Origin of the sequence: Halococcus sp. IIIV-5B, from assembly GCF_003602035.1 — an archaeon.
Taxonomy (GTDB): Archaea; Halobacteriota; Halobacteria; order Halobacteriales; family Halococcaceae; genus Halococcus; species Halococcus salsus.
The window spans coordinates 17,130-36,384 of sequence record NZ_QZWE01000023.1; the positions used below are offsets into that span (position 1 = coordinate 17,130).

Below are 19,255 nucleotides of genomic sequence, written 5' to 3' on the forward strand. Positions count from 1 at the left end.
GGATAGGCAGATAAAACGGCTTTGACTGTGTGCGCGTCGACTCAGTTCGTCTCGGGTTCGAGCTCCTCGTCGCTCGCCCCGGTCGAGTCGGGCCCCGACTCGGTCCCCGTCGGCTCGTCCATCTCGGCGATGACGTCGTCGGGGTCCTGGATGTCGGTGGTGGCCTTGCCGGTCTTGATGGCTTCCGCCTCCTGCTCCATCTCCTCGACATCGAGTTCGGCCTCCTCGTCGATGTTGCCGAGGATCTCGTCGATGTTGTCGAGCCCGATGAGTTCGCGGGTCTCGGCGTCGAAGTCGAGACTCTGGAGGTCGTCGTTGCTCTCGGTGACGTCGCTGCCGGTGAGGTGTTTGCCGTACCGGCCGAGCATCGAGGTCAGCTCCTGGGGCAGGACGAACGTCGTGGACTCGCTCTCGCCCATCGACTGGAGGGTCTCCATCCCGCGCTCGATGACCGCGCGCTCGCCCATCGACTCGGCGGACTTCGCCCGGAGCACCGTCGAGACCGAGTCACCCTGCGCCTCCAGGATCTGGCTCTGTTTCTCACCCTGGGCACGGATGATGTTCGACTGCTTCTCACCCTCCGCACTCTCGACCGCGCTCCGGCGTTCACCCTGGGCTTCGAGGATCATCGCACGGCGACGGCGCTCGGCGGAGGTCTGCTGTTCCATCGCCTGCTGGACGTCGGGCGAGGGGTTGACCTCCCGGACCTCGACCGACTCGACCCGCACACCCCACTCGTCGGTCGGCTCGTCGAGGTCGCGACGGATGCGGCTGTTGATCTCCGAGCGCTTGCTCAGCGTGTCGTCGAGGTCCATGTCGCCGAGCACGGCGCGGAGGGTGGTCTGGGCGAGGTTCGAGACCGCGCGCTTGTAGTCGTCGACCTCCAGGAAGGCCTTTTTCGCGTCCATGACCTTGATGTAGACCACCGCGTCGGCGGTCACCGGCGAGTTGTCGCGGGTGATCGCCTCCTGACGCGGGACGTCGAGGGTCTGGGTCCGCATGTCGAACGGGTAGGTGTTGCTGACGAACGGCGGCACGAAGCTGATGCCGGGTTCGAGGAGCTTTCGGTAGTCACCGAGCACCGTCAGCGCGCGTTTCTCGTACGCGTTGACGATCTCGATCGAGCTGTAGACGGTTGCGACCGCGACCAGCAGGAGGAGCAGGACGACGATGGCCGGAAGGAGAGCGCCGACCTGCAGCGGTTCGAGTAGCATCTCGCTCTGAATGTCAGAATCTCGGAAGCATAAGCGTTCCGACGGTGTTCATCGCCGCCCTCTCAAGCGGTCTCGCGCTCGCGCTCGTCGGCCGACTCCTCGTGCCCGCGGGCGAGCGCCCGGTCGATCTCGTCGTCCTCGATCATCGAGAGCGACTCGACGGTCACCACGTTGCCCCCGCCGGGGTCGGTGACCAGCACCTCCTCGCCCTCCTCGATGTCCCGGTCGAGCGCCCGGGCGGCGTAGTAGGGGTTGAAGCCCCCCTCGTCGAGTTTGACCTCGCCGCTGCTGTGGGTGATGCGTTCGGTGGCGCGCCCGGTCTTGCCCCGGAGCGCCGACGAGTCGCTCGTCCGGCCCGACCCCTTCCCGCCGTAGAAGTCGAACTCCCGGTAGACGTAGAACGCCGCCGCGCCGCTCGCGATCACGACCGGCGCGAGCACCGCCGCGAGGAACACCGGGGCGAGGAAGGTGCCGAGCGCCAGTCCGACGATGCCCGCGGTCAAGAGCGCGACGCCGAGCACCATCAGGTGCCCGCCGGGTGCCAACGCCTCCGCGCCGACCAGTGCGAGCCCACAGATCAGGAGTACGAGCGGGAGCTGGTCCAAGACGAGCTCGGTCACCTGGAGGGGCAGCGAACCGAGGACCGCAGCCACGGCCGCGGTCCCGAGCGCCGGTATCATACTGAACCCAGGGCGGCTGTGCGATTAACTGTTGGGGACGGGTCAGACCCCGAGCAGGATCAACAGCGCCAGCGCGACCCCGAACACCACGAACAGCGCGTTCTCGAAGCTCGGCGATTCGGGTTCGATCTCCCGCCGAGTCTGCGCGTCGCCGAAGACGTCCGTGGCTTCGCCCGCGTCGCTCTCTTCGGGGTCTTCGAAGTCCTCGACCGAGTACTTCCACTCGTCGTCGTCCGCCATAGCCTGACTACGAACCCGAAACGGAAGTGCGTACCGCCCTCGACCGACATCCCTCCGGAGACCGTCGGTCCGACCCGACTATCGGATCTTCGTTCCCGGCGGGCTGTCGGCGTGGGTGGTGAGCAGGTCCGCGTCCTCGCCCGCCGCGAGGACCATCCCGTTGCTCTCGACCCCGAACAGCTCGGCCTTCTCGATGTTCGCGAGCACGACCACCCGGGTTCCGGGCAGCGCGTCGAGGTCGTGGAGCTGTTTGATGCCCGCGACGATCTGGCGGGTCTCGACTCCAAGGTCGACTTCGAGCCGTGCGAGGTCGTCCGCGCCCTCGATCCCCTCGGCGTGCTCGACCTCGCCAACTCGAACGTCGAGTTCGCCGAACGCCTCGAACCCGATCCGGTCGTCGGCGAGCGGTTCGATGGCCGATCCCTCGCTCGCCTCGCCCGCTTCCTCGTCCGTCGATCCGTCTCCGTCGGCGTCCGCATCCCCGCTGGCCGCCGCGATCTGGGCTTCCAAACGCTTGTTGAGTTCGGCGACGCGGTCGTCGTCGATCCCCTTGAACGGCTCTTCGGGCGCGTCGAAGGTTTCGGAGGGCGCGTCGAGCGCCGCCCCGACGCCGACCTCGTGGACGGAGCCCGACTCGTCGAGCTGGTCCCAGAGCCGTTCGGCGGTGCCGGGCATGATCGGCTCCGAAAGCACCACGACCGCCTTCGCGATCTGGACGCAGTCGCGGATCACGTCGGCTCGTTCGGGGTCGTCGAGGTTCCACGGCTCGTGGCCCTGGATGTACTCGTTGCCGAACTGGGCGAGTTTGACGGCCGACTGCCCGACCGCCCGGACCGAGTAGTCGTTGACGCCCGCCCGGAAGTCCTCGATGGCGTCCTCGATGCGGTCCTCGACTTCCGCGGAGACGTCGGCGTCGGGCGTGCCGTCGTAGTTGCGGTGGGCGAACAGCAGCGACCGGTAGAGGAAGTTCCCGACCGTGCCGACGAGCTCGCCGTTGACCCGCTCGGCGAAGCGCTCCCACGAGAAGTCGATGTCCTGTTGGAAGCCGCTGCCGGTGGCGATGTAGTAGCGATAGAGGTCGGGGTCGAACCCCTCCTCCAGATAGTCGTCGACCCAGACCGCGCGATTCCGGCTGGTCGAGAAGCCCTTGCCGTCGAGGTTGACGAACCCGCTCGCGAGCACCGCGCGGGGTTCGTTGTAGTCGACCCCACGAAGCATCGAGGGCCAGAAGACGGTGTGGTGCTGGATGATGTCGCGGCCGATGACGTGGACGAGTTCGCCCTCCTCCTGCCAGGGTTCCTCCCAGTCGAACTCCTCCTGTCCGACGCGTTCGGAGTAGGCCTTCGTGCTCGACACGTACTCGACCGGGGCATCCACCCAGACGTAGAGCACGAGCTCCTCCTTGCCGGGGTACTCGATCCCCCAGTCGAGGTCGCGGGTGATACACCAGTCCTGGAGTTCGCCCTCGATCCACTCGCGGGGCTGGTTCCTCGCGTTCGCGGTGCCCTCCAGTCGGTCGATAAACTCGCCGAGATAGTCCTGGAAGTCCGAGAGCCGGAGGAACTCGTGTTCGCGGGTGCGGTACTCGGCGGGGTTCCCCGTGACCACGCTGGTCGGGTCCTCGATCTCGCCGGGTTCGAGGTGGCGGCCACAGCCCTCGTCGCACTCGTCGCCGCGGGCGTGCTCGCCGCAGTACGGGCAGGTCCCCTCGACGTAGCGGTCCGGGAGCGGCTGGTCGGCTTCGGGGTCCCACGCGACCTCTATCTCCTGTTCGTAGATGTGGCCGCCCTCGTCGAGTTCGCGGACGAACGCCTGGGTGAGTTCGACGTTGGTCTCCTCGCGGGTGTGGCCATAATTATCGAACTCGATGTCGAACTTCGGAAAGGTTTCTTGATACTTCTCGTGGTGCCGGAGCGCGAACTCCTCGGGGCTGACGCCCTCCTCCCAGGCGTTGACCGCGACGGGGGTGCCGTGCATGTCCGACCCGGAGACGAACGCGGTCTCCTGGCCGAGTTTGCGGAGCGAGCGCGCCAGCGCGTCGCCGCCGACGTAGGTTCGGAGGTGGCCGACGTGGAGGTCGCCGTTGGCGTAGGGCAACCCGCAGGTGACCACCGCGGGGTGGTCGGTGGGGAACTCGTCGTGACTCATACGTGTCGATACCTCGATGCGGGCCTAAAGCCCGGCGTTTTGGGTTTCGTTGGTTTCATCGGTGTGGTGACTGGTGGTCGAAAACGATACGGGAGACGCGCCGCGGTTCACCGCCCCGGTGGCCGGTCCGTGCTACCGAACCGGCGGCGAGGGCCGACTCCACCCGGCGCTCCAGACCGTCGTGCGCATACCGAACTGGAACACCGGTTTCACGACGGGCACTCGTCGCGCTGGACGGATAAGGGTAGGTGGTCCGCCGCAGCGCACGCGAGCGGGTCCCGAGATCCCCTCACCACCAGAACTCGAAGGCCACTCGGAACGTGGCGTAGGCACCGATCGTCGAGAGCACCGGGACGACGTTCTGCATCACGATCACCCGGCCGGTCGTGCCGGGGTCGAACAGTTCGCCGGCTTTCGCGACCCGCTCTGGTTCCTCCTCGCCGATCGCGGGGGCGTCCTCGCCCGGCTCGTCGACGGCCAGCGCGTCCACCGAGAGCGGTGGCGTCCGCTCGCGGCGGACCTCCGAGACGGCGACGGTGCGGGTCGCTCGTCCCCAGCCCAGCCCGACGATCGACATCGTCGCGATGATGACGAACGAGGCGGGGATGCCGATCGCGGAGAGACCGATCACGATACCCGAGGAGATCACCGCGACGACGATGGCCGCGGTCAGCGGGAGCGTCGTGATGTCGTTGCCGAGCGTGTCGAGCGTTCGGCGGGCGATCGTGAACGCCCCGATGGTGACCGCGACACCGCCGAGTATCATCAGCGGGTCCAGCGCGACGCCGGCCCCGTACAGCGGCGCGACCGCGTTCGCCATGTTCGACGTCCCCGCCGAGAACGCCATGACGCACGCGATGGCGACGACGACGACCGTGCCCGCCAGCTCCCGGACGGTGGTGTTCGTTCCTCGCCGTGGCACCGGGATCGTTCCCGACCGATCGAGTTCGAGCAGGGTCCCCTCGGTCGTCGTGACCGCGATCCAGCTGTTGATCCTGGGATAGAAGTACCGACCGACCACCATCGAGGTCCAGAACCCAACGAGCGGGGCGACGATCCACCAGACCGCTATCTCGCCCATCACGGCCCAGTCGAGTTCGTTCGTCGCGATCCCGAGTCCGGCGATCGCCCCGACGGCCGTCATCGACGTCGAGGCGGGAGCCCCGGAGTAGTTCCCGACGAACAGCGCGCCGCCGATGAAGAACAACACCACGATGCTGGTCTCGATCGTGAAGACCCCGGGGTCGGTCAGGAGGTCCTGACCCAGGGTGTCCACGACCCGTCGACCGACGGTCCACGCGCCGAGGAAGAAGAAGACCGACATCAGCGCCGCCGCGGCGACCTTCGAGAGCACCCCCGCGCCGACGGCCGGACCGAACGCCGGGCCGGTGTTCGCACCGCCGATGTTGTAGCCAACGAAGAGCGCGACGACGAGACCAACCACCAGAAGAGGTTCGACCATAGTCTATGAAGAGGCGAGTCCAGCTTAAAACGGTGCGCTCGTCGACCGACGATCGTTCTCGCTCGGCGTACTTCGAGATCCTCGCCACCGGACCGTGGAACCAGCGGCCCGGGAATCGATGTCGGGCGGTTCGCGGTACACCTATCCCTGCAACCGTTCATAGTGTGTCTATGAACCCGAATCGCGTCGATTCGATCGTGGACCTCACCTACGGCGTGCTGATCTTCGCCGCGATAGCCCTGATACTCACGGTCGGAACCGGCGTCGGTGTCGCGTTCGGACTGGGCGTGCTCGTCTCCTATGCGATCCACGTCGGGTGGAAGATGGCCCGGTTCGACCCGTACTGGATGACTGGGGAGGTCGACGAGCAGGTCGAGGAGACGGTCTCGGAGGAGGTCGGTCAGCGAGTCGAGGAGACGGTTTCGGAAGAAGTCGACCGACGGGTCGAGGAGACGGTTTCGGAAGAAGTCGACCGACGGGTCGAGGAGACGGTTTCGGAAGAAGTCGACCGACGAGTCGAGGAGACGGTTTCGGAAGAAGTCGACCAGCGGGTCGAGGAGACGGTCTCCGAGGAGGTCGACGAGGTCACGAAGCGGGTCGAGGAAGTGAACGAGCGCATCGACCGGCGACCGCGCGAGGACGAGGTCGAGGGGAAGATCAGCGAACTGACCGACGAGGACGACGAGCGCGAGAACGGCGGGTCGAACTGACTCGGAGACGGAACCGGTCGGCCGGTCCCGCGGCGACGAACCCGCACCGCTCGGTCGTCCAATCGGAGAGCATCGCTCGATCCCTCATCCGGAAACGATCCGCCGCAAACCGGTGACGAGGAACCCGAGCCCGCCGACGGACAGCACCGCGGTGATCGCGTAGACGAACGGCGTGAGCGGGTCGACCGGATACAGGAACAGGAAGAACGACGCGCCGCCGAAGAGGAGCAGGGCGATACCGAGTGAGACGACGCCGAGTGTTCGAGTGTGCTCACCATCGGCCATAGGGGAAACGTGTGCCGATGCCCTAATCCGGGTTGCGATACGCGCGTCCCCGGGGGATCCGTGTTCGCCCGCTACCCCCGTCCGCCGAATCGGTGTGCGAACGGACGGACGAAGCGGGGTTTCACGGCGAGAAGGGTGATGGAGGCTTCACAGCGAGAAGAACGGTGCGAGCACGCCCGCGACCACCAGCAGCCGGCCCACGCTGCCGGCGAAGGTCGCGGCCGCGAACTTCGCGTAGTCCTCTTCGAGCACGGTGAAGGCGTAGATCGAGATCGTGTCCGGGAAGAAGGGGACACAGAGCGCGAGCGCGAGCCCGAGGTAGCCGTACTGTCTGGCGAGTTCGACCGTCCGGCGCTCGGACCACTCCACGATGTCGAAGCGCGACTCCCGGAGCCGGTCGATGACAGGACCCGATTGGCGTTTTGCCTCCTGACCGAGCGCGAAGGCGGCGACGCTGCCGGCGGCCTTGCCGAGCCCGCTCACGAGTATCACGATGGCGAGGTCGACGGTGCCCGGAAAACCGAACCCGAGCCCAGAGCGGGCCGCGAGGAGGACGACCTCGCTCGGTAGCGGCAGGGCGATCGCGATGAGAAACGAGTAGACCGCGACGATCACCAACCCGAACGGCCCCGAGGCGGTCTCGACCGCGTGTTCGAGACCGCCGAACTGGAGGACGTGTCCGACGAGAATCGGCAGGACGACCGGCGGGAGGTACGTCACGGGCGACTCTGGGTATCTATCGCACCTAAGTGTGGTGTTCCGAGGTGGAATGGCCTCGCACGAATCACGGGACCGCACGAACCGCGGGGTCGGTCTATCGGACGGTGTCGAGAACGAGCTTCTGCTCGACGCGCTTGACCTCGTGCTGGACGTCGCGGACGGCGTCGATGTTCGCGGAGATCGACGAGACGCCCTCGTTGACGAGGAACTTCACCATCTGTGGTTTCGAGCCGGCCTGCCCACAGATGCTGGTCGAGACGTCGTGCTCACGGCAGGTCGCGATCGTCTGGCCGATGAGTTCGAGCACCGCCGGATGGAGTTCGTCGAACCGGTCGGCGACCTGGCCGTTGTTGCGGTCCACCGCGAGGGTGTACTGCGTGAGGTCGTTGGTACCGAACGAGGCGAAGTCGATGCCCGCGTCGGCCATCTGCTCGATGCAGAGCGCGCTCGCCGGCGTCTCGACCATCACACCCCACGACCGCTTCTCGGGGTCGATACCCACCTCTTCGAGCATGTTTCGCGCTCGGATCACGTCCTCGACGTCGTTGACGAGCGGGAACATCACCTCGACGTTGTCGTAGCCCATGCCGTAGAGCCGGCGGAAGGCTTCGAGCTCGTGGACGAAGACGTCGGGCCGGTCGAGGCTCCGGCGGATGCCGCGATAGCCGAGCATCGGGTTGTGTTCGTTGGGCTCGTCGTCGCCGCCCTCCAGCTGTCGGAACTCGTCGGTGGGCGCGTCGAGGGTTCGAACCCGGACGGGGCGGGGGTAGAACTCGTCGGCCACGCCCTGGATCCCCTGGACGATCTCCTCGATGTAGGCGTCCTCGCCGTGGTCGTTGATGTACTTCTCGGGGGTCTTGCCCGTCGAGAGGATCATGTGCTCCATCCGGAGTAGCCCCACCCCGTCGGCACCCGTCGCGGCGGCGCGTTCGGCGGCCTCGGGGATCGAGACGTTGACCTTCACCTCGGTCGCGGTCATCGGTTTGACGGGGGCCTGCGGGCGGACCTCCTCGACCGCGTCGCGCTCGTCGGTGGTGGCCGCACCCTCCCGGATGGTGCCCTTGTCGCCGTCGATCGTGATCCGCCGACCGTCCTCGAGCTCGTCGGTGGCCGTGCTGGTGCCCACGACGGCGGGCACCCCGAGCTCGCGCGAGACGATCGCGGCGTGGGAGGTCATCCCGCCCTCGTTGGTGACGATCCCGGCGGCGCGCTTCATCGCAGGCACCATGTCCGGGGTCGTCATCTCGGTGACGATCACGTCGCCTTCGCCCACCTTGTCGAGCTGGTCGAGCTCGCTGACGACCGCCACGTCCCCGCTCGCGGTCCCCGGGCTCGCACCCAGCCCCGTCAGGATGACGTCGCTCCCGGAGCCGTTCGACTCCGACTGGGTCGCGACACCGCTACCGTCGGCGACGCCCGCCTGGCTCTCCCCGGAGTCGGCGATGGTCGTGATCGGCCGGGACTGGAGCATGAACACCTCGCCGTCGATGATCGCCCACTCCACGTCCTGGGGGTCGCCGTAGTGGCCCTCGACCTGCTCGCCGATCGCGACCAGACTCTCGATCTCGTCGTCGTCGAGCACCTGGGCCTCGCGTTTCTCGTCGGGCACCGGCTGCATCGCGGTCTCGCCGGTCTCGGGGTCCTTGACGCACATCGTCTTCTTGTCGGCGATCGTGGTCTCGACCACGTCGCTGGTCTCGCGGTCGATCCGGTAGTTGTCGGGCGAGACCTCGCCCGCGACGACCGCCTCGCCGAGCCCCCAGGCCGCCTCGACGATGACCTCGGGTGCGCCGGTCGAGGGGTGTGAGGTGAACATGACCCCGCTCTTCTCGGCGTCGACCATCCGCTGGACGACGACGGCGATGTCGACGGCGCGGTGTTCGAAGCCCTGCTGTTCGCGGTAGTAGATCGCCCGCTGGGTGAACAGCGAGGCCCAGCACTCCTTCACCCGCTCGACGAGGTCGTCGCGGGTGACGTTGAGGAAGGTCTCCTGTTGCCCCGCGAACGAGGCGTCGGGGAGGTCCTCCGCCGTGGCCGACGACCGGACGGCGACGAACGCCTCCTCGAACTCCCCGCCGTCGAGGTTCCCGTAGGTTTCGAGGATCTCTTCTTTCAACTCCTCGGGCATCTCGGTCCCGAGGATGAGCTCCTCGGCGCGCTCGGCCGCCGCCGCGAGCGCGCTCGAATCGTCGGAGTCGACGTCGACCGCCGCGAAGAGGTCGTCGTCGATGCCGGTCTCCTCGATGAACGAGCGATACGTCCCCGCCGTGACGACGAAGGCCGGTGGCACGGGCAGGCCGGCCCCCGCGAGCTCGCCGAGCGACGCCCCCTTGCCGCCGACGGCGTCGATGTCGTCCTTGCCGACCGCGTCGAGCCAGAGTACTGCCATCGTGGATCGTTACTCACTGACGTCGATAAAGAAGGTTCCGAACCCGAGAAGGGGCCGAACGCGGGACGGCTCGCTGGCGAGGTCGCGATACGGCGCGGCGCGACCGGCTCGGTCTCGAACGTATCGGTCGTGACCGACGGATCGTTATCACCGTTGTGCGTTCATGTGCCGGGGACGAGGTCGAGGCCGAGACGGGACGGTCGACGATCTCGGTCGCCGAAGACACAACGACTTAACACGTCCGACCGCGTTCGTCCGCCAGAGTCCATGTCAGAGCTTCCCGACGACTTCACGTGCACCATCACCAACTGGGAGTACATCTACGGTCGGTGTCGGGCCGTCGCGAATCAGGTCAAGCGCGCGGCGTACGAACCCGACGTCGTGGTCGCGCTCGCGCGCGGCGGCTGGTTCGCCGGGCGGTGTCTCTGTGACTTCCTCGGTCTCGACGACCTCACGAGCCTCAAGATGGAACACTACGTGGGAACCGCCCAGAAGACCGGGGAGCCGGAGATCCGCTATCCGATGCCCGAAGGGAGTGTCGAGGGCAAGGACGTCCTGATCATCGACGACATCGCCGACACGGGTGGGTCCATCGAGCGTGCTCACGAGTACGTCACCGACCGCGACCCCAACGCCGTCCGCACCGCGACGCTCCAGCTGCTGGGCACCAGCGAGTTCGAACCCGACTTCGTCGGCGAACGTCTCGACGAGTGGACCTGGGTGGTCTACCCCTGGAACTTCATCGAGGACATGGTCGACCTCGTGACCCGCGTGATGGGTGCGGAGCCGCGTTCACTCGACGAGATCCGTCAGCTCCTGGCCGAACACCACGAGATCGACCGGATCAGTATGGAGATCGCCCAACCGAACCGGATGGACGAGGTGCTGATCGAGATGGAGCGCCGCGGGGTGGTCGAAGCCACGGGCGACGACGAGTGGCGGCTCGCGGAGGCCGCGGCATGATCGGCCTCATCGGCGGCAGCGGGATCTACGAGGCGCTCGACCTCGACGACGCCCACGACGAGCACATCGGGACGCCCTTCGGCTCGCCGTCCAGCCCGATCACGATCGGCGAACTCGACGGCGAGCCGGTCGCCTTCCTCGCGCGCCACGGCCACGACCACCAGCACGCACCCTCGGAGGTCCCCTACCGCGCGAACCTCTACGCCCTGAAGGACCTGGGTGCCGAACGCGTGCTCTCGACCAACGCGGTCGGCAGCCTCCGCGAGGACCTCCCGCCGCAGAGCCTCGTGGTTCCCGACCAGATCTTCGACCGCACGAAACACCGACAGAGCACCTTCTTCGACGAGCGGATGGTGGTCCACATGGGCTTCGCCGAGCCCTACTGCCCGCACATGAGCGAGCACCTCGTCGAGGCCGCCGACGACGTCCTCGACGACGGCGCACACGCGGGCGGGACCTACGTCTGCATCGAGGGCCCGCAGTTCTCGACGAAGGCCGAGAGCGAGTTCTACCGCGCCCAGGGCTGGGACATGGTCGGCATGACCACCGTCCCCGAGGCCAAACTCGCCCGCGAGGCCGAGCTCTGCTACGCCACCCTCGCCGGCGTCACGGACTACGACGTCTGGAAGGACGACAGCGAGGTGAGTCTGGAGGAGGTGCTCGAGAACGCCGAAGTCAACGAGGACAACATCAACGAGGTCGTTCGGGAGGCGATCGAGACGATGCCGGACGACCGCGGCTGCGACTGCGAGCACGCCCTCGACGGGACGATCAACACCGCGAGCGAGGCGATCCCCGACGAGGTCCGCGATGGCGTCGACCTCTTCATCGGCGAGTACCTCGACTGAGCGAGCCGTTTGCGAGCGCAAGCCTTGCCCTCAGGACGGTCGGGTCCGTCTCACGTGATGTAATGGCCGATCCACTCGAAGGCAAGTCCGTCGGTATCGTCCTCGCACCGCGCGGCAGCGAGGAGGTCGAGTTCACCGAACCCAAGAGCGCCGTCGAGGACGCCGGCGGGAGCGTCGACGTGCTCGGCATCGAGACCGGCGAGGTCGAGACCGTCGAGGGCGACCTCGACCCGGCCGGCTCGTACGAAGTCGAGAAGTCGTTCGACGAGGTCACAGTAGAAGACTACGACGGCCTCGTAATTCCCGGGGGAACCGTCGGCGCGGACACCCTCCGCGCGGACGATACGACTGTGGAGTTCGTCAACGACTTCTTCGAGACCGAGAAACCCCTCGCGGTGATCTGTCACGGCCCGTGGACCCTCGTCGAGGCCGGCGTGGTCGACGGCCGGGAGCTCACCTCCTATCACAGCCTCGAAACCGACATCCGAAATGCAGGCGGAAACTGGGTCGACGAGGAGGTCGTGGTGGACGAAGGCCTCGTGACCAGCCGCAACCCCGACGACCTGGAGGCGTTCTGTGACAAGGTCGTCGAGGAGATCGAAGAAGGCGAACACGAGGACCGCGAGACCGACGACGTCTGAGAAGGCGACCGTCGGCATCCAGAAATTTTCCAGCGAACTATCGCTCCGTCAGGGCTCGATGACGGCCCGGAAGCGGGCCTCGCTGTTCATCATGCGTTCGTAGGCCTCCTCGGCCTCCTCTAGGGAGTAGGTCTCGACCATCGACTCCACGTCGCGGAGCGCGCTGAATTCGAGAGTGTCCTGTGAGTCGCGCGCGTCGCCGGAGGGCCAGCCCGCGACGGATTGACGGCTCGTGACGAGCGGCTGGACCGGCACCGAGAGGGGCTCGCCGGGCACGCCGACGGTGAGCAGCGTGCCGTCGACACCGAGGCCGCCCACGACCGACTCCATCGCGTCGGCGTGGGGCGCGGTCGCGAGCACGACCTTCGCGCCGCCGAGCTCCGTGAGCGCCTCCGCGGGGTCCTCGGCCTCGCTATCGACGTAGTGGTCCGCGCCGAGCTCGAAGGCGAGGTCGCGTTTATCGGTGCCGCGCGAGACCGCGACGGTCTCGAAGCCGAACCGGCTGGCGTACTGCACACCCAGATGACCGAGGCCGCCGAGCCCCTGGACCGCGACGAGGTCGCCGGGTTCGGCGTCGGTGTTCCTGAGCGAGTTAAAGGTCGTGACGCCGGCGCAGAGCAGCGGTGCGGCCGCGGCGGCGTCGAGGTCCTCGGGCACCCGCGCGAGGGTCTCCTGGGGCGTGGTGAGGAACTCCGCGTAGCCGCCGTCGTGGTCGAAGCCCGTCACATCGCCGTTCTCGCACGCGATGAAGTCGCCACGTCGGCAGGGTTCACAGGTGAAACAGTGACCGCCGTGCCAGCCGACGCCCACGCGGTCGCCCGCCTCGAAGGTCTCGACGCGCTCGCCGACCGAATCGACGTGGCCGATCACCTCGTGGCCGGGGGTCCGGGGATACTCGACGCCCGGCCACTGGCCCTCCTTCAGGAAGGCGTCGCTGTGACAGACCCCGCAGGCGTCGACCGCGACGCGAACCTCCTCGGGGCCCGGTTCGGGGACGTCGCGCTCGACCACCTCGAAGTCGGCCTCGGGTTCGGGTACCTGTACGGCTCGCATCGAGTCCGATGTTTGACTCACGGTGGCGATCCGGCGCGGACGAGTTTAGGGATTCGTCCTGCGGTAACGGACGCGGGCGTCAGCCCGACAGGCTACCGGCATACGACTGGTCGCGTTCGACCACCGTCTCCGGCACGAAACGAACGAACGCGTACCGCTCGGCGACCTCGTCCAGATCCCGAAACATCTCGTCCCACGCCGATTCGTCGGGACCGAGGTACTGGGCGAGGAGCCGTTCGCCCCGGTTGCCGTCGAACGGTTCGACGCTCGCGCGTCCGCGCAGCCCGACGTGCTCGACCCGGCCCGTCTCCGGGTCGAAATCGACGATCGAGACCGCGGTTCGCGGGTCCGCCTCGATGCGCTCCGGGAAGGTCTTGTCCGAACGCGTCGCGATGATCCAGAGCGCGCCGTCCTCCCAGAGGAACCAGAGGGGCGAGACCCGTGGACCATCCGGCGATGCGGTCCCGAGGTGGCAGAAGAGCGGTCGAGCCAGAAAATCCTCTAGTTCGGCGTCCAGGGTGTCCTCGACGACCTCCATAGCTGCCCGAAACGCGGCCGGGTAATCGGCGTTTCGCCGGCGGAACCCTCCTCGTCGGACGGTACGACGACCGGCAGTGCTCCCAATCCCTATCGAGATGGGGGTCTCGCTACAAAAAACATATACCGAGATCGACGTTCGGGTTGGCGTATGGGGCTAGAGGAGTTGGTACAACGAGGTTCGTTGTATGGGTTCGGTGCCGGAGCGGTAACGGCAGGCGTTATCGTCCTCGTTGCGGGTCTATTCGACGTCGTTCTGCCGCTCGTCGGGCTCGCGCTGCTCGCCATCGCGGTGTTGGCTCTCGTGCTGTTGCTCGGGGCTCCCGGAATGGGACCGGGCTCCGCGGGTGGTGAACTGGAATCCAACGTCGGGGGTGGTGACGAGATGCCGATGGCGAACGCTGCGGAGGCCAGCATCACCTCCGCCAGCCCCACCGACATCGCGACGGTGGTACCGGCGACACGGCTGGAGTACGTGATGTACTTCTGTGGATTCGGGGCCTGCGCCGTGGTTGCCCTCGTACTGCTCCTCGGCTGAACTGCTGTCGGCTGTCGCTCGTGCTGGATCGTGGTCTCGGAACCCCTGCTCACGAACGAACTTCGATGCCAGCATCTCCATATCCACGACCGTTGTCTTCCGAACCGAGCACACCCGAAGATCAGTCGGCGACCGCTTCCTCGGAGGCCCCGGTCGCCGCCGGGTTCTGGACCCAGAGGTCGCCGAAGAGGTCGTCCTGTTCGAGCCGGACGTGACCCCGATGGGAGAGGAAGAGGAGTGCTAGGAACGTCTCGACGCGCGAGCCGCCCGCCAGCTCGACCTCGGTGTAGAGCACCTCGTCGCGGCCGGCGTCGTACTGCTTTCTGAGCACGCGCTGGACGTCGGCGATGGTGGTCTCGATGTCCTCGTGGTGGGCGGTCCCCGTGACGTCGGACTCGGTGGGTTCGTCGTCGACCCGGCGCCCGTCGTCGGAGTGATAGTCGAGGGTCTGGGTGCCACGCTGGAACCCCTTGGGTGAGCCGCTGGTGTCGTAGGTTCTGGACTCCTTCCACCACGAGTCGCGTTCGGCCTCCCGGAGCTCTCGCACCAACTCGTCGAGGGTCTCGGGTGTCCCCCGCGCCTGCTTGCGGTCGAGCCGACGGTCCATCTCGGCTTCGAGCGAGGCCACCGGGTCGAAGTCGAGGTCGTCCTCGCCGTCCGCTCGCTGTTCCTCCCAACCCTCCTCCCACGGTTCTATCTCCGCTTCGGGATCGGGTTCGTCGTCGGACTCCAACAGCGCCTCGCTCTTCATCCGGAGCAGGACGCTCGCGTAGAACAGCGCTCGCCCGGAGGTCCTGAGGTCCGCGCTGTCGAGCCGTTCGAGGAAGGCGTCCGTCACCGAGACGACGTCGATGTCCCACGGCTCGATCTCGCCCTCCTCGGCCAGCCGGACGAGGAGTTCGACCGGCTCGACCTCGTCCTCGTCGGTGGCCCGCTCCGGCGGGGCGTCAATCATCCGCCGGGGCCTCCGCCGCCCCGAGGTCGATACCCGTCACCGCGGAGACGTTGTCGCCCTGCATCGTCACGCCGATCGCCCGCTCTGAGCGTTCGAGCATCGCCGAGCGGTGACTGACGACGATGAACTGGGCGTCGCTGGCGAGCTCGTCCACCAGCTCGCCGACGCGTTCGGCGTTCGCCGCGTCGAGGAAGGCGTCGACCTCGTCGAGCGCGTAGAACGGCGCGGGGTTGTGGCGCTGGATCGCGAAGATGAACGCGAGCGCCGTGAGCGACTTCTCGCCCCCGCTCATCGCGTCCAGCCGCTGGATGGGTTTGTCGCCCGGCTGGGCCTTCATCGTCAGCCCGCCCTCGAAGGGGTCCTCGGGGTCTTCGAGGTGGAGCGTCCCGGAGCCGGCCGAGAGCCGCTCGAAGATCGACTCGAACTGGTCGTTGATCGCCTCGTAGGACTCCATGAAGGTCGCCTTCTTCTGAGCCTCGTAGGAGTCGATCCGCTCCTCGATCCCGTCGCGCTCGTCGGTCAGGGTGGCCTTCTTGTCGGTGAGGTCATCGAGGTCGTCCGCGACGGCGTCGTACTCGTCGATCGCGAGCATGTTCACCGGTTCGAGCTCCTCCATCTCGCCTTCGAGCCGCCCGATCTCGCGTTCGACCTCGTCGTGGTCGGGGATCTCCTCGGGGTCGTACTCGCCGACGACGCTTTCGAGCTCGTCGATCTCCCAGCCGAGGCGCTCGCGGCGTTCGCGGCGGTCGTCGAGCTTCCCCTCGACCTCGTTCACCGCCTCGCGCTGCTCGTCGCGCGCCGCCGTGGCCTCCTTCAGTTCGGCCTTCAGCTCCGTCCGCTCGGCCTTGAGGTCCGCGAGCTCGTCTTCCAAGTCCTCGACGGCGGCTTCGCGTTCGTCGAGTTTCTCGTCCTGTTCCTCGATGGCGGTTTCGAGCTCGTCGATCCGTTCTTCGGCCTCGGCCTTCCGGTTCTGGGCGGTCTCGAGTTTGTCGTTGAGGTTCTCTATCGAACTCTCGGCGTACTGCTTTTCGAGCTGGAGCTGGTTCAGCTCGCCGTCGAGGTCGTCCATCCGCTCTTCGAGCTCGTCGATCGTCCCCTGGATCTCGTCGGCCTCGCTCGTGAGCTCCGGGATGTCCGAGTCCGCGAGTTCGCTCTCGAGCTCCTCGATATCCGCCTCGATGGTCGCGATCTCCTCGTCGTAGCCCGCGATCGCGGTCTCGAGTTCGTTCATCTCCGCGTCGACCGCCTCGCGGTCGTCCTCGATCTCCTCGATGTCGTCTTCGAGTGATTCTATCCGGGACTCGATCTCCGCGCGCTCGCGCTCCTTGCGCTCGATCTCGCTCTCGATGTCCCGGACCTGGTCGGCCGCCGCCGACCGCCGGTCGCGGGCGTCGTCGAGCCGGCTCTCGATCTCCCGGACTTCCTCCTGGACGTCGCGCCGCTGCTCTTCGAGTTCGGTGATCCGGTCGGCCACCCGCTCGATCCGGCCCGCGCTGGACTCGAAGGAGTAGCGCGACCCGCTCTTCGACCCGCCGGTCATCGCGCCGCTCTTCTCCACCAGATCGCCGTCGGTCGTCACCAACCGGTAGTCGCCCATCAGGTCCCGCGCGGTCGCCATGTCCTCGACGACCAGCGTGCTGCCGAGCACGTACGAGAAGATCCCTGCATACTCGTCGGGGAAGTCGACGAGGTTGTACGCGAAGTCCACCACTCCCTCGCGATTCGGCCGGTTCGGCAGCGACCGGCGCTGCATCTTCGTTATCGGCAGGAAGGTCGCCCGACCCGCGTTCCGGGATTTGAGGTGTTCGATCGCGCGCTGGCCGACCCCGTCGTCGCTCACCACGACGTTGGCGAGCCGGCCGCCCGCCGCGGTCTCACAGGCCGTCGCGTACTCGCCCGCCACCCCGCCGAGCTGGGCCACGGTTCCGTGCACCCCGTCGAGACCCGCGTTCAGCGCCGTCGAGACCGCCCGGCCGTACGACGAGCCACTACTATCGCTCCGGGATTCGAGGGTCGCGTACTCCTCCTTCGCCGCCCGGAGCTCGTCCTCGACCTCGTCGAGGTCGTCCTTTCGCTCGCGCTTCTCCTCGGCGAGGTCCGAGACGACGCCCTCGATGTTCGTCTCGTTGCGTTCGGCCTTCTCGAGTTCGTCTTCGAGGTCCGAGATGGCGGCTTCGATACTCGGGATCCCCTCGCGCGCGTCCTCGATCTCGGTTTCCTTCTCGCTCTGTTCGGTCGAACGCCGTCGGGCGGCGTCGAGCAGGCGGTCCTGCTCGCGCTGTTTCTCGTTCTTCTCGCTCTTCGCGCGTTCGAGCGCCTCGCGCCGGTCGGCGAGGTCGGCCTTCACCTCGTCGTACTCGGTGTCCACCGACTCGATCTCGGCTTCGACCTCCGCGAGTTTCGCCTCCTCGTCCTCGATGTCCGCGGCGATCCCGGACTTCTCGACCTTGAGACTCCGAATGTCGCGCTCGAACTCCTCGACGTCCTCCTGTTTCTTGTCGAGCTCGACGAACGCCTGCCGGCGCTCGGACTCGGCGTCCGCGATCCGCTCCTCGGTCGAGTCGATCTTGTCCTCCAGCCGGCTCTTCTCGCCCTTGATCTCCTCGATCTCGCGTTTGATCGCGAGCTGTTCGTCCTCGCCCTTCCGTTCGATCTCCTCGTTGAGGTCGTCGAGGTCGTCGTCGAGCCGGGAGACCTTGCCCTGTCGTTCGTCGAGTTCGGACTGGCGGTCGGCGAGGTCGTCCTCCAAATCCGCGATCCGCTCCTCGGTCTCGGCGAGCTGCGCCCGTTTCTCCTCGAGTTCGGCGGCCTTGCGGTAGGCCTCGTACTCCTCTTTGTCCTCGCGGAGCGACTGGTATTCGAGTGCGGTCTCGCGCTCGTCCTGGAGCTGGTCGAGTCGCTCCTCCTTCTCGGCGATCCGGAGTTCGGCCTCGTCGATCCGGTCCTCGACGACGTCGAGTTCCTCGAAGGCGTCCTCCTTCTTCGCGTCGAAGGCCGCCACGCCCGCGATCTCGTCGATTATCTCGCGGCGCTCGCCCGCGGTCATGCTGATGATCCCCGTGACGTCGCCCTGCATCACGACGTTGTAGCCCTCGGGCGTGATGCCGGCCTGCGCGAGGAGATCCTGGATGTCCGAGAGGTTCACCGAGCGACCGTTGAGGTAGTAGTAGGAGTAGTAGTTGTCGTCGGTCTGTTTGACCCGGCGTTTGATGGTGATCTCTTCGATGTCACCGACACTGTCGGTGCCGGCGGCGCTCTCGATCTCGGCCCGCGTGAGGGTCGCCTCGGCGTTGTCGAGCACGACCTCGACGCTGGCCTCGCGCGTGCCGCTCGGGTCCTGCCCGTCGTCGTGACTCGGGTTGTAGATCAGGTCCGTGAGCTTCTGGGCCCGGATGCCGCGGGTGCGCGCGAGCCCGAGACAGAAGAGGACCGCGTCGATGATGTTCGACTTCCCCGAGCCGTTCGGGCCGCTCACGGTCGTGAAGTCCTCGTAGAACGGGAGCCGTGTCTTCCGGCCGAAACTCTTGAAGTTCTCTAAGACGAGCGTTTTGATGTGCATGGGGTGCTCGCGGGGGTGGCCTACGCCACGATGATGTCGTCCGCCTCCGGCGGTTCGGTGTCCTGAGTCTCGTGCTCCGTGGGGTTAGCTTCTTCGCTCGTTCCACCCGTCTCGCTCGACCCGCCGTCCGTGACGCTCCCGACGCCGGCCTCGATGTACTCGTCGGTCGAGTCGTCCTCGATCTCGGCGAGCCGGGCCTTCGTCTGCATCAGCTCCTCGGTGAGACCGCTCACGGAGGCTTCGAGCTCTTCGACCCGCGATTCGAGCTTCTCGACGCGATTGCCGCTCATGGTGTCACCGGTCATTCCACGGA

18 protein-coding genes are annotated in these 19,255 nt (G+C 67.0%); 5 read left to right on the forward strand and 13 right to left on the reverse strand.

Features of this window, described 5'->3' with window-relative positions:
• Positions 1–41 precede the first annotated feature (41 nt).
• From D3261_RS14375 to D3261_RS14395, 5 genes are all read right to left on the reverse strand, one after another.
• Positions 42–1,214: an SPFH domain-containing protein gene (locus D3261_RS14375; RefSeq protein ID WP_120073508.1), complete on the reverse strand. Its 1,173-nt coding sequence runs from the start codon at positions 1,212–1,214 to the stop codon at positions 42–44.
• Between the two features lie 62 nt (positions 1,215–1,276).
• Positions 1,277–1,894 carry an NfeD family protein gene (locus tag D3261_RS14380; RefSeq protein ID WP_120073510.1) on the reverse strand — a complete coding sequence of 206 codons (618 nt, stop codon included), beginning with the start codon at positions 1,892–1,894 and terminating at the stop codon, positions 1,277–1,279.
• A gap of 42 nt (positions 1,895–1,936) precedes the next feature.
• Positions 1,937–2,134: a hypothetical protein gene (locus D3261_RS14385; protein ID WP_120073512.1), complete on the reverse strand. Its 198-nt coding sequence runs from the start codon at positions 2,132–2,134 to the stop codon at positions 1,937–1,939.
• A 78-nt stretch (positions 2,135–2,212) separates the two neighbouring features.
• Complete coding sequence (gene metG, locus D3261_RS14390; protein WP_120073513.1) at positions 2,213–4,282, reverse strand: methionine--tRNA ligase; 2,070 nt, start codon at positions 4,280–4,282, stop codon at positions 2,213–2,215.
• Between the two features lie 289 nt (positions 4,283–4,571).
• Positions 4,572–5,744: an inorganic phosphate transporter gene (locus D3261_RS14395; RefSeq protein ID WP_120073515.1), complete on the reverse strand. Its 1,173-nt coding sequence runs from the start codon at positions 5,742–5,744 to the stop codon at positions 4,572–4,574.
• A gap of 170 nt (positions 5,745–5,914) precedes the next feature.
• Between D3261_RS14395 and D3261_RS14400 the strand changes: the two genes are divergently transcribed.
• Positions 5,915–6,454: a hypothetical protein gene (locus D3261_RS14400; RefSeq protein WP_120073517.1), complete on the forward strand. Its 540-nt coding sequence runs from the start codon at positions 5,915–5,917 to the stop codon at positions 6,452–6,454.
• Between the two features lie 84 nt (positions 6,455–6,538).
• Here D3261_RS14400 and D3261_RS14405 read toward each other — a convergent pair whose 3' ends face one another.
• From D3261_RS14405 to ppsA, 3 genes are all read right to left on the reverse strand, one after another.
• Positions 6,539–6,739, reverse strand: a complete 201-nt coding sequence (locus D3261_RS14405; RefSeq protein ID WP_120073519.1) for a hypothetical protein — start codon at positions 6,737–6,739, stop codon at positions 6,539–6,541.
• A 147-nt stretch (positions 6,740–6,886) separates the two neighbouring features.
• Entirely contained in the window at positions 6,887–7,459 is a 573-nt protein-coding gene (locus D3261_RS14410) for a YqaA family protein (protein WP_120073521.1), read from the reverse strand.
• A gap of 94 nt (positions 7,460–7,553) precedes the next feature.
• Complete coding sequence (gene ppsA, locus D3261_RS14415) at positions 7,554–9,848, reverse strand: phosphoenolpyruvate synthase (protein ID WP_120073523.1); 2,295 nt, start codon at positions 9,846–9,848, stop codon at positions 7,554–7,556.
• A gap of 267 nt (positions 9,849–10,115) precedes the next feature.
• On the opposite strand from ppsA, the gene D3261_RS14420 reads away from it, so the two are divergent.
• The 3 genes from D3261_RS14420 (at position 10,116) to D3261_RS14430 (ending at position 12,300) form a co-directional block, all read left to right on the forward strand.
• Positions 10,116–10,811 (forward strand): phosphoribosyltransferase, encoded by a 696-nt coding sequence (locus tag D3261_RS14420; RefSeq protein WP_120073525.1) that lies wholly within the window; start codon positions 10,116–10,118, stop codon positions 10,809–10,811.
• A complete protein-coding gene (gene mtnP / locus D3261_RS14425; protein WP_120073527.1) occupies positions 10,808–11,659 on the forward strand; it encodes an S-methyl-5'-thioadenosine phosphorylase in 852 nt (283 codons plus the stop codon). Before D3261_RS14420 ends, mtnP begins: the two co-directional genes overlap by 4 nt.
• A 62-nt stretch (positions 11,660–11,721) precedes the next feature.
• A complete protein-coding gene (locus D3261_RS14430) occupies positions 11,722–12,300 on the forward strand; it encodes a type 1 glutamine amidotransferase domain-containing protein (RefSeq protein WP_120073529.1) in 579 nt (192 codons plus the stop codon).
• A 48-nt stretch (positions 12,301–12,348) separates the two neighbouring features.
• Here the strand turns inward: D3261_RS14430 and D3261_RS14435 are convergent, their stop codons facing one another.
• Both D3261_RS14435 and D3261_RS14440 read right to left on the reverse strand, forming a co-directional pair.
• On the reverse strand, positions 12,349–13,353 hold the full coding sequence (locus tag D3261_RS14435; RefSeq protein ID WP_120073531.1) for an alcohol dehydrogenase: 1,005 nt from the start codon (positions 13,351–13,353) through the stop codon (positions 12,349–12,351).
• A 79-nt stretch (positions 13,354–13,432) separates the two neighbouring features.
• Entirely contained in the window at positions 13,433–13,891 is a 459-nt protein-coding gene (locus D3261_RS14440) for a pyridoxamine 5'-phosphate oxidase family protein (protein WP_120073533.1), read from the reverse strand.
• Between the two features lie 150 nt (positions 13,892–14,041).
• On the opposite strand from D3261_RS14440, the gene D3261_RS14445 reads away from it, so the two are divergent.
• A complete protein-coding gene (locus D3261_RS14445) occupies positions 14,042–14,428 on the forward strand; it encodes a hypothetical protein (RefSeq protein ID WP_120073535.1) in 387 nt (128 codons plus the stop codon).
• A gap of 121 nt (positions 14,429–14,549) precedes the next feature.
• Here D3261_RS14445 and D3261_RS14450 read toward each other — a convergent pair whose 3' ends face one another.
• The 3 genes from D3261_RS14450 to D3261_RS14460 are packed head-to-tail and all read right to left on the reverse strand — an operon-like array spanning position 14,550 to position 19,232.
• Positions 14,550–15,383 (reverse strand): segregation/condensation protein A, encoded by an 834-nt coding sequence (locus tag D3261_RS14450; RefSeq protein ID WP_120073537.1) that lies wholly within the window; start codon positions 15,381–15,383, stop codon positions 14,550–14,552.
• Positions 15,376–18,942 carry a chromosome segregation protein SMC gene (smc, locus tag D3261_RS14455; RefSeq protein ID WP_120073538.1) on the reverse strand — a complete coding sequence of 1,189 codons (3,567 nt, stop codon included), beginning with the start codon at positions 18,940–18,942 and terminating at the stop codon, positions 15,376–15,378. Before smc ends, D3261_RS14450 begins: the two co-directional genes overlap by 8 nt.
• 20 nt (positions 18,943–18,962) lie before the next feature.
• On the reverse strand, positions 18,963–19,232 hold the full coding sequence (locus D3261_RS14460; RefSeq protein WP_199694019.1) for a bZIP transcription factor: 270 nt from the start codon (positions 19,230–19,232) through the stop codon (positions 18,963–18,965).
• Positions 19,233–19,255: the final 23 nt, after the last annotated feature.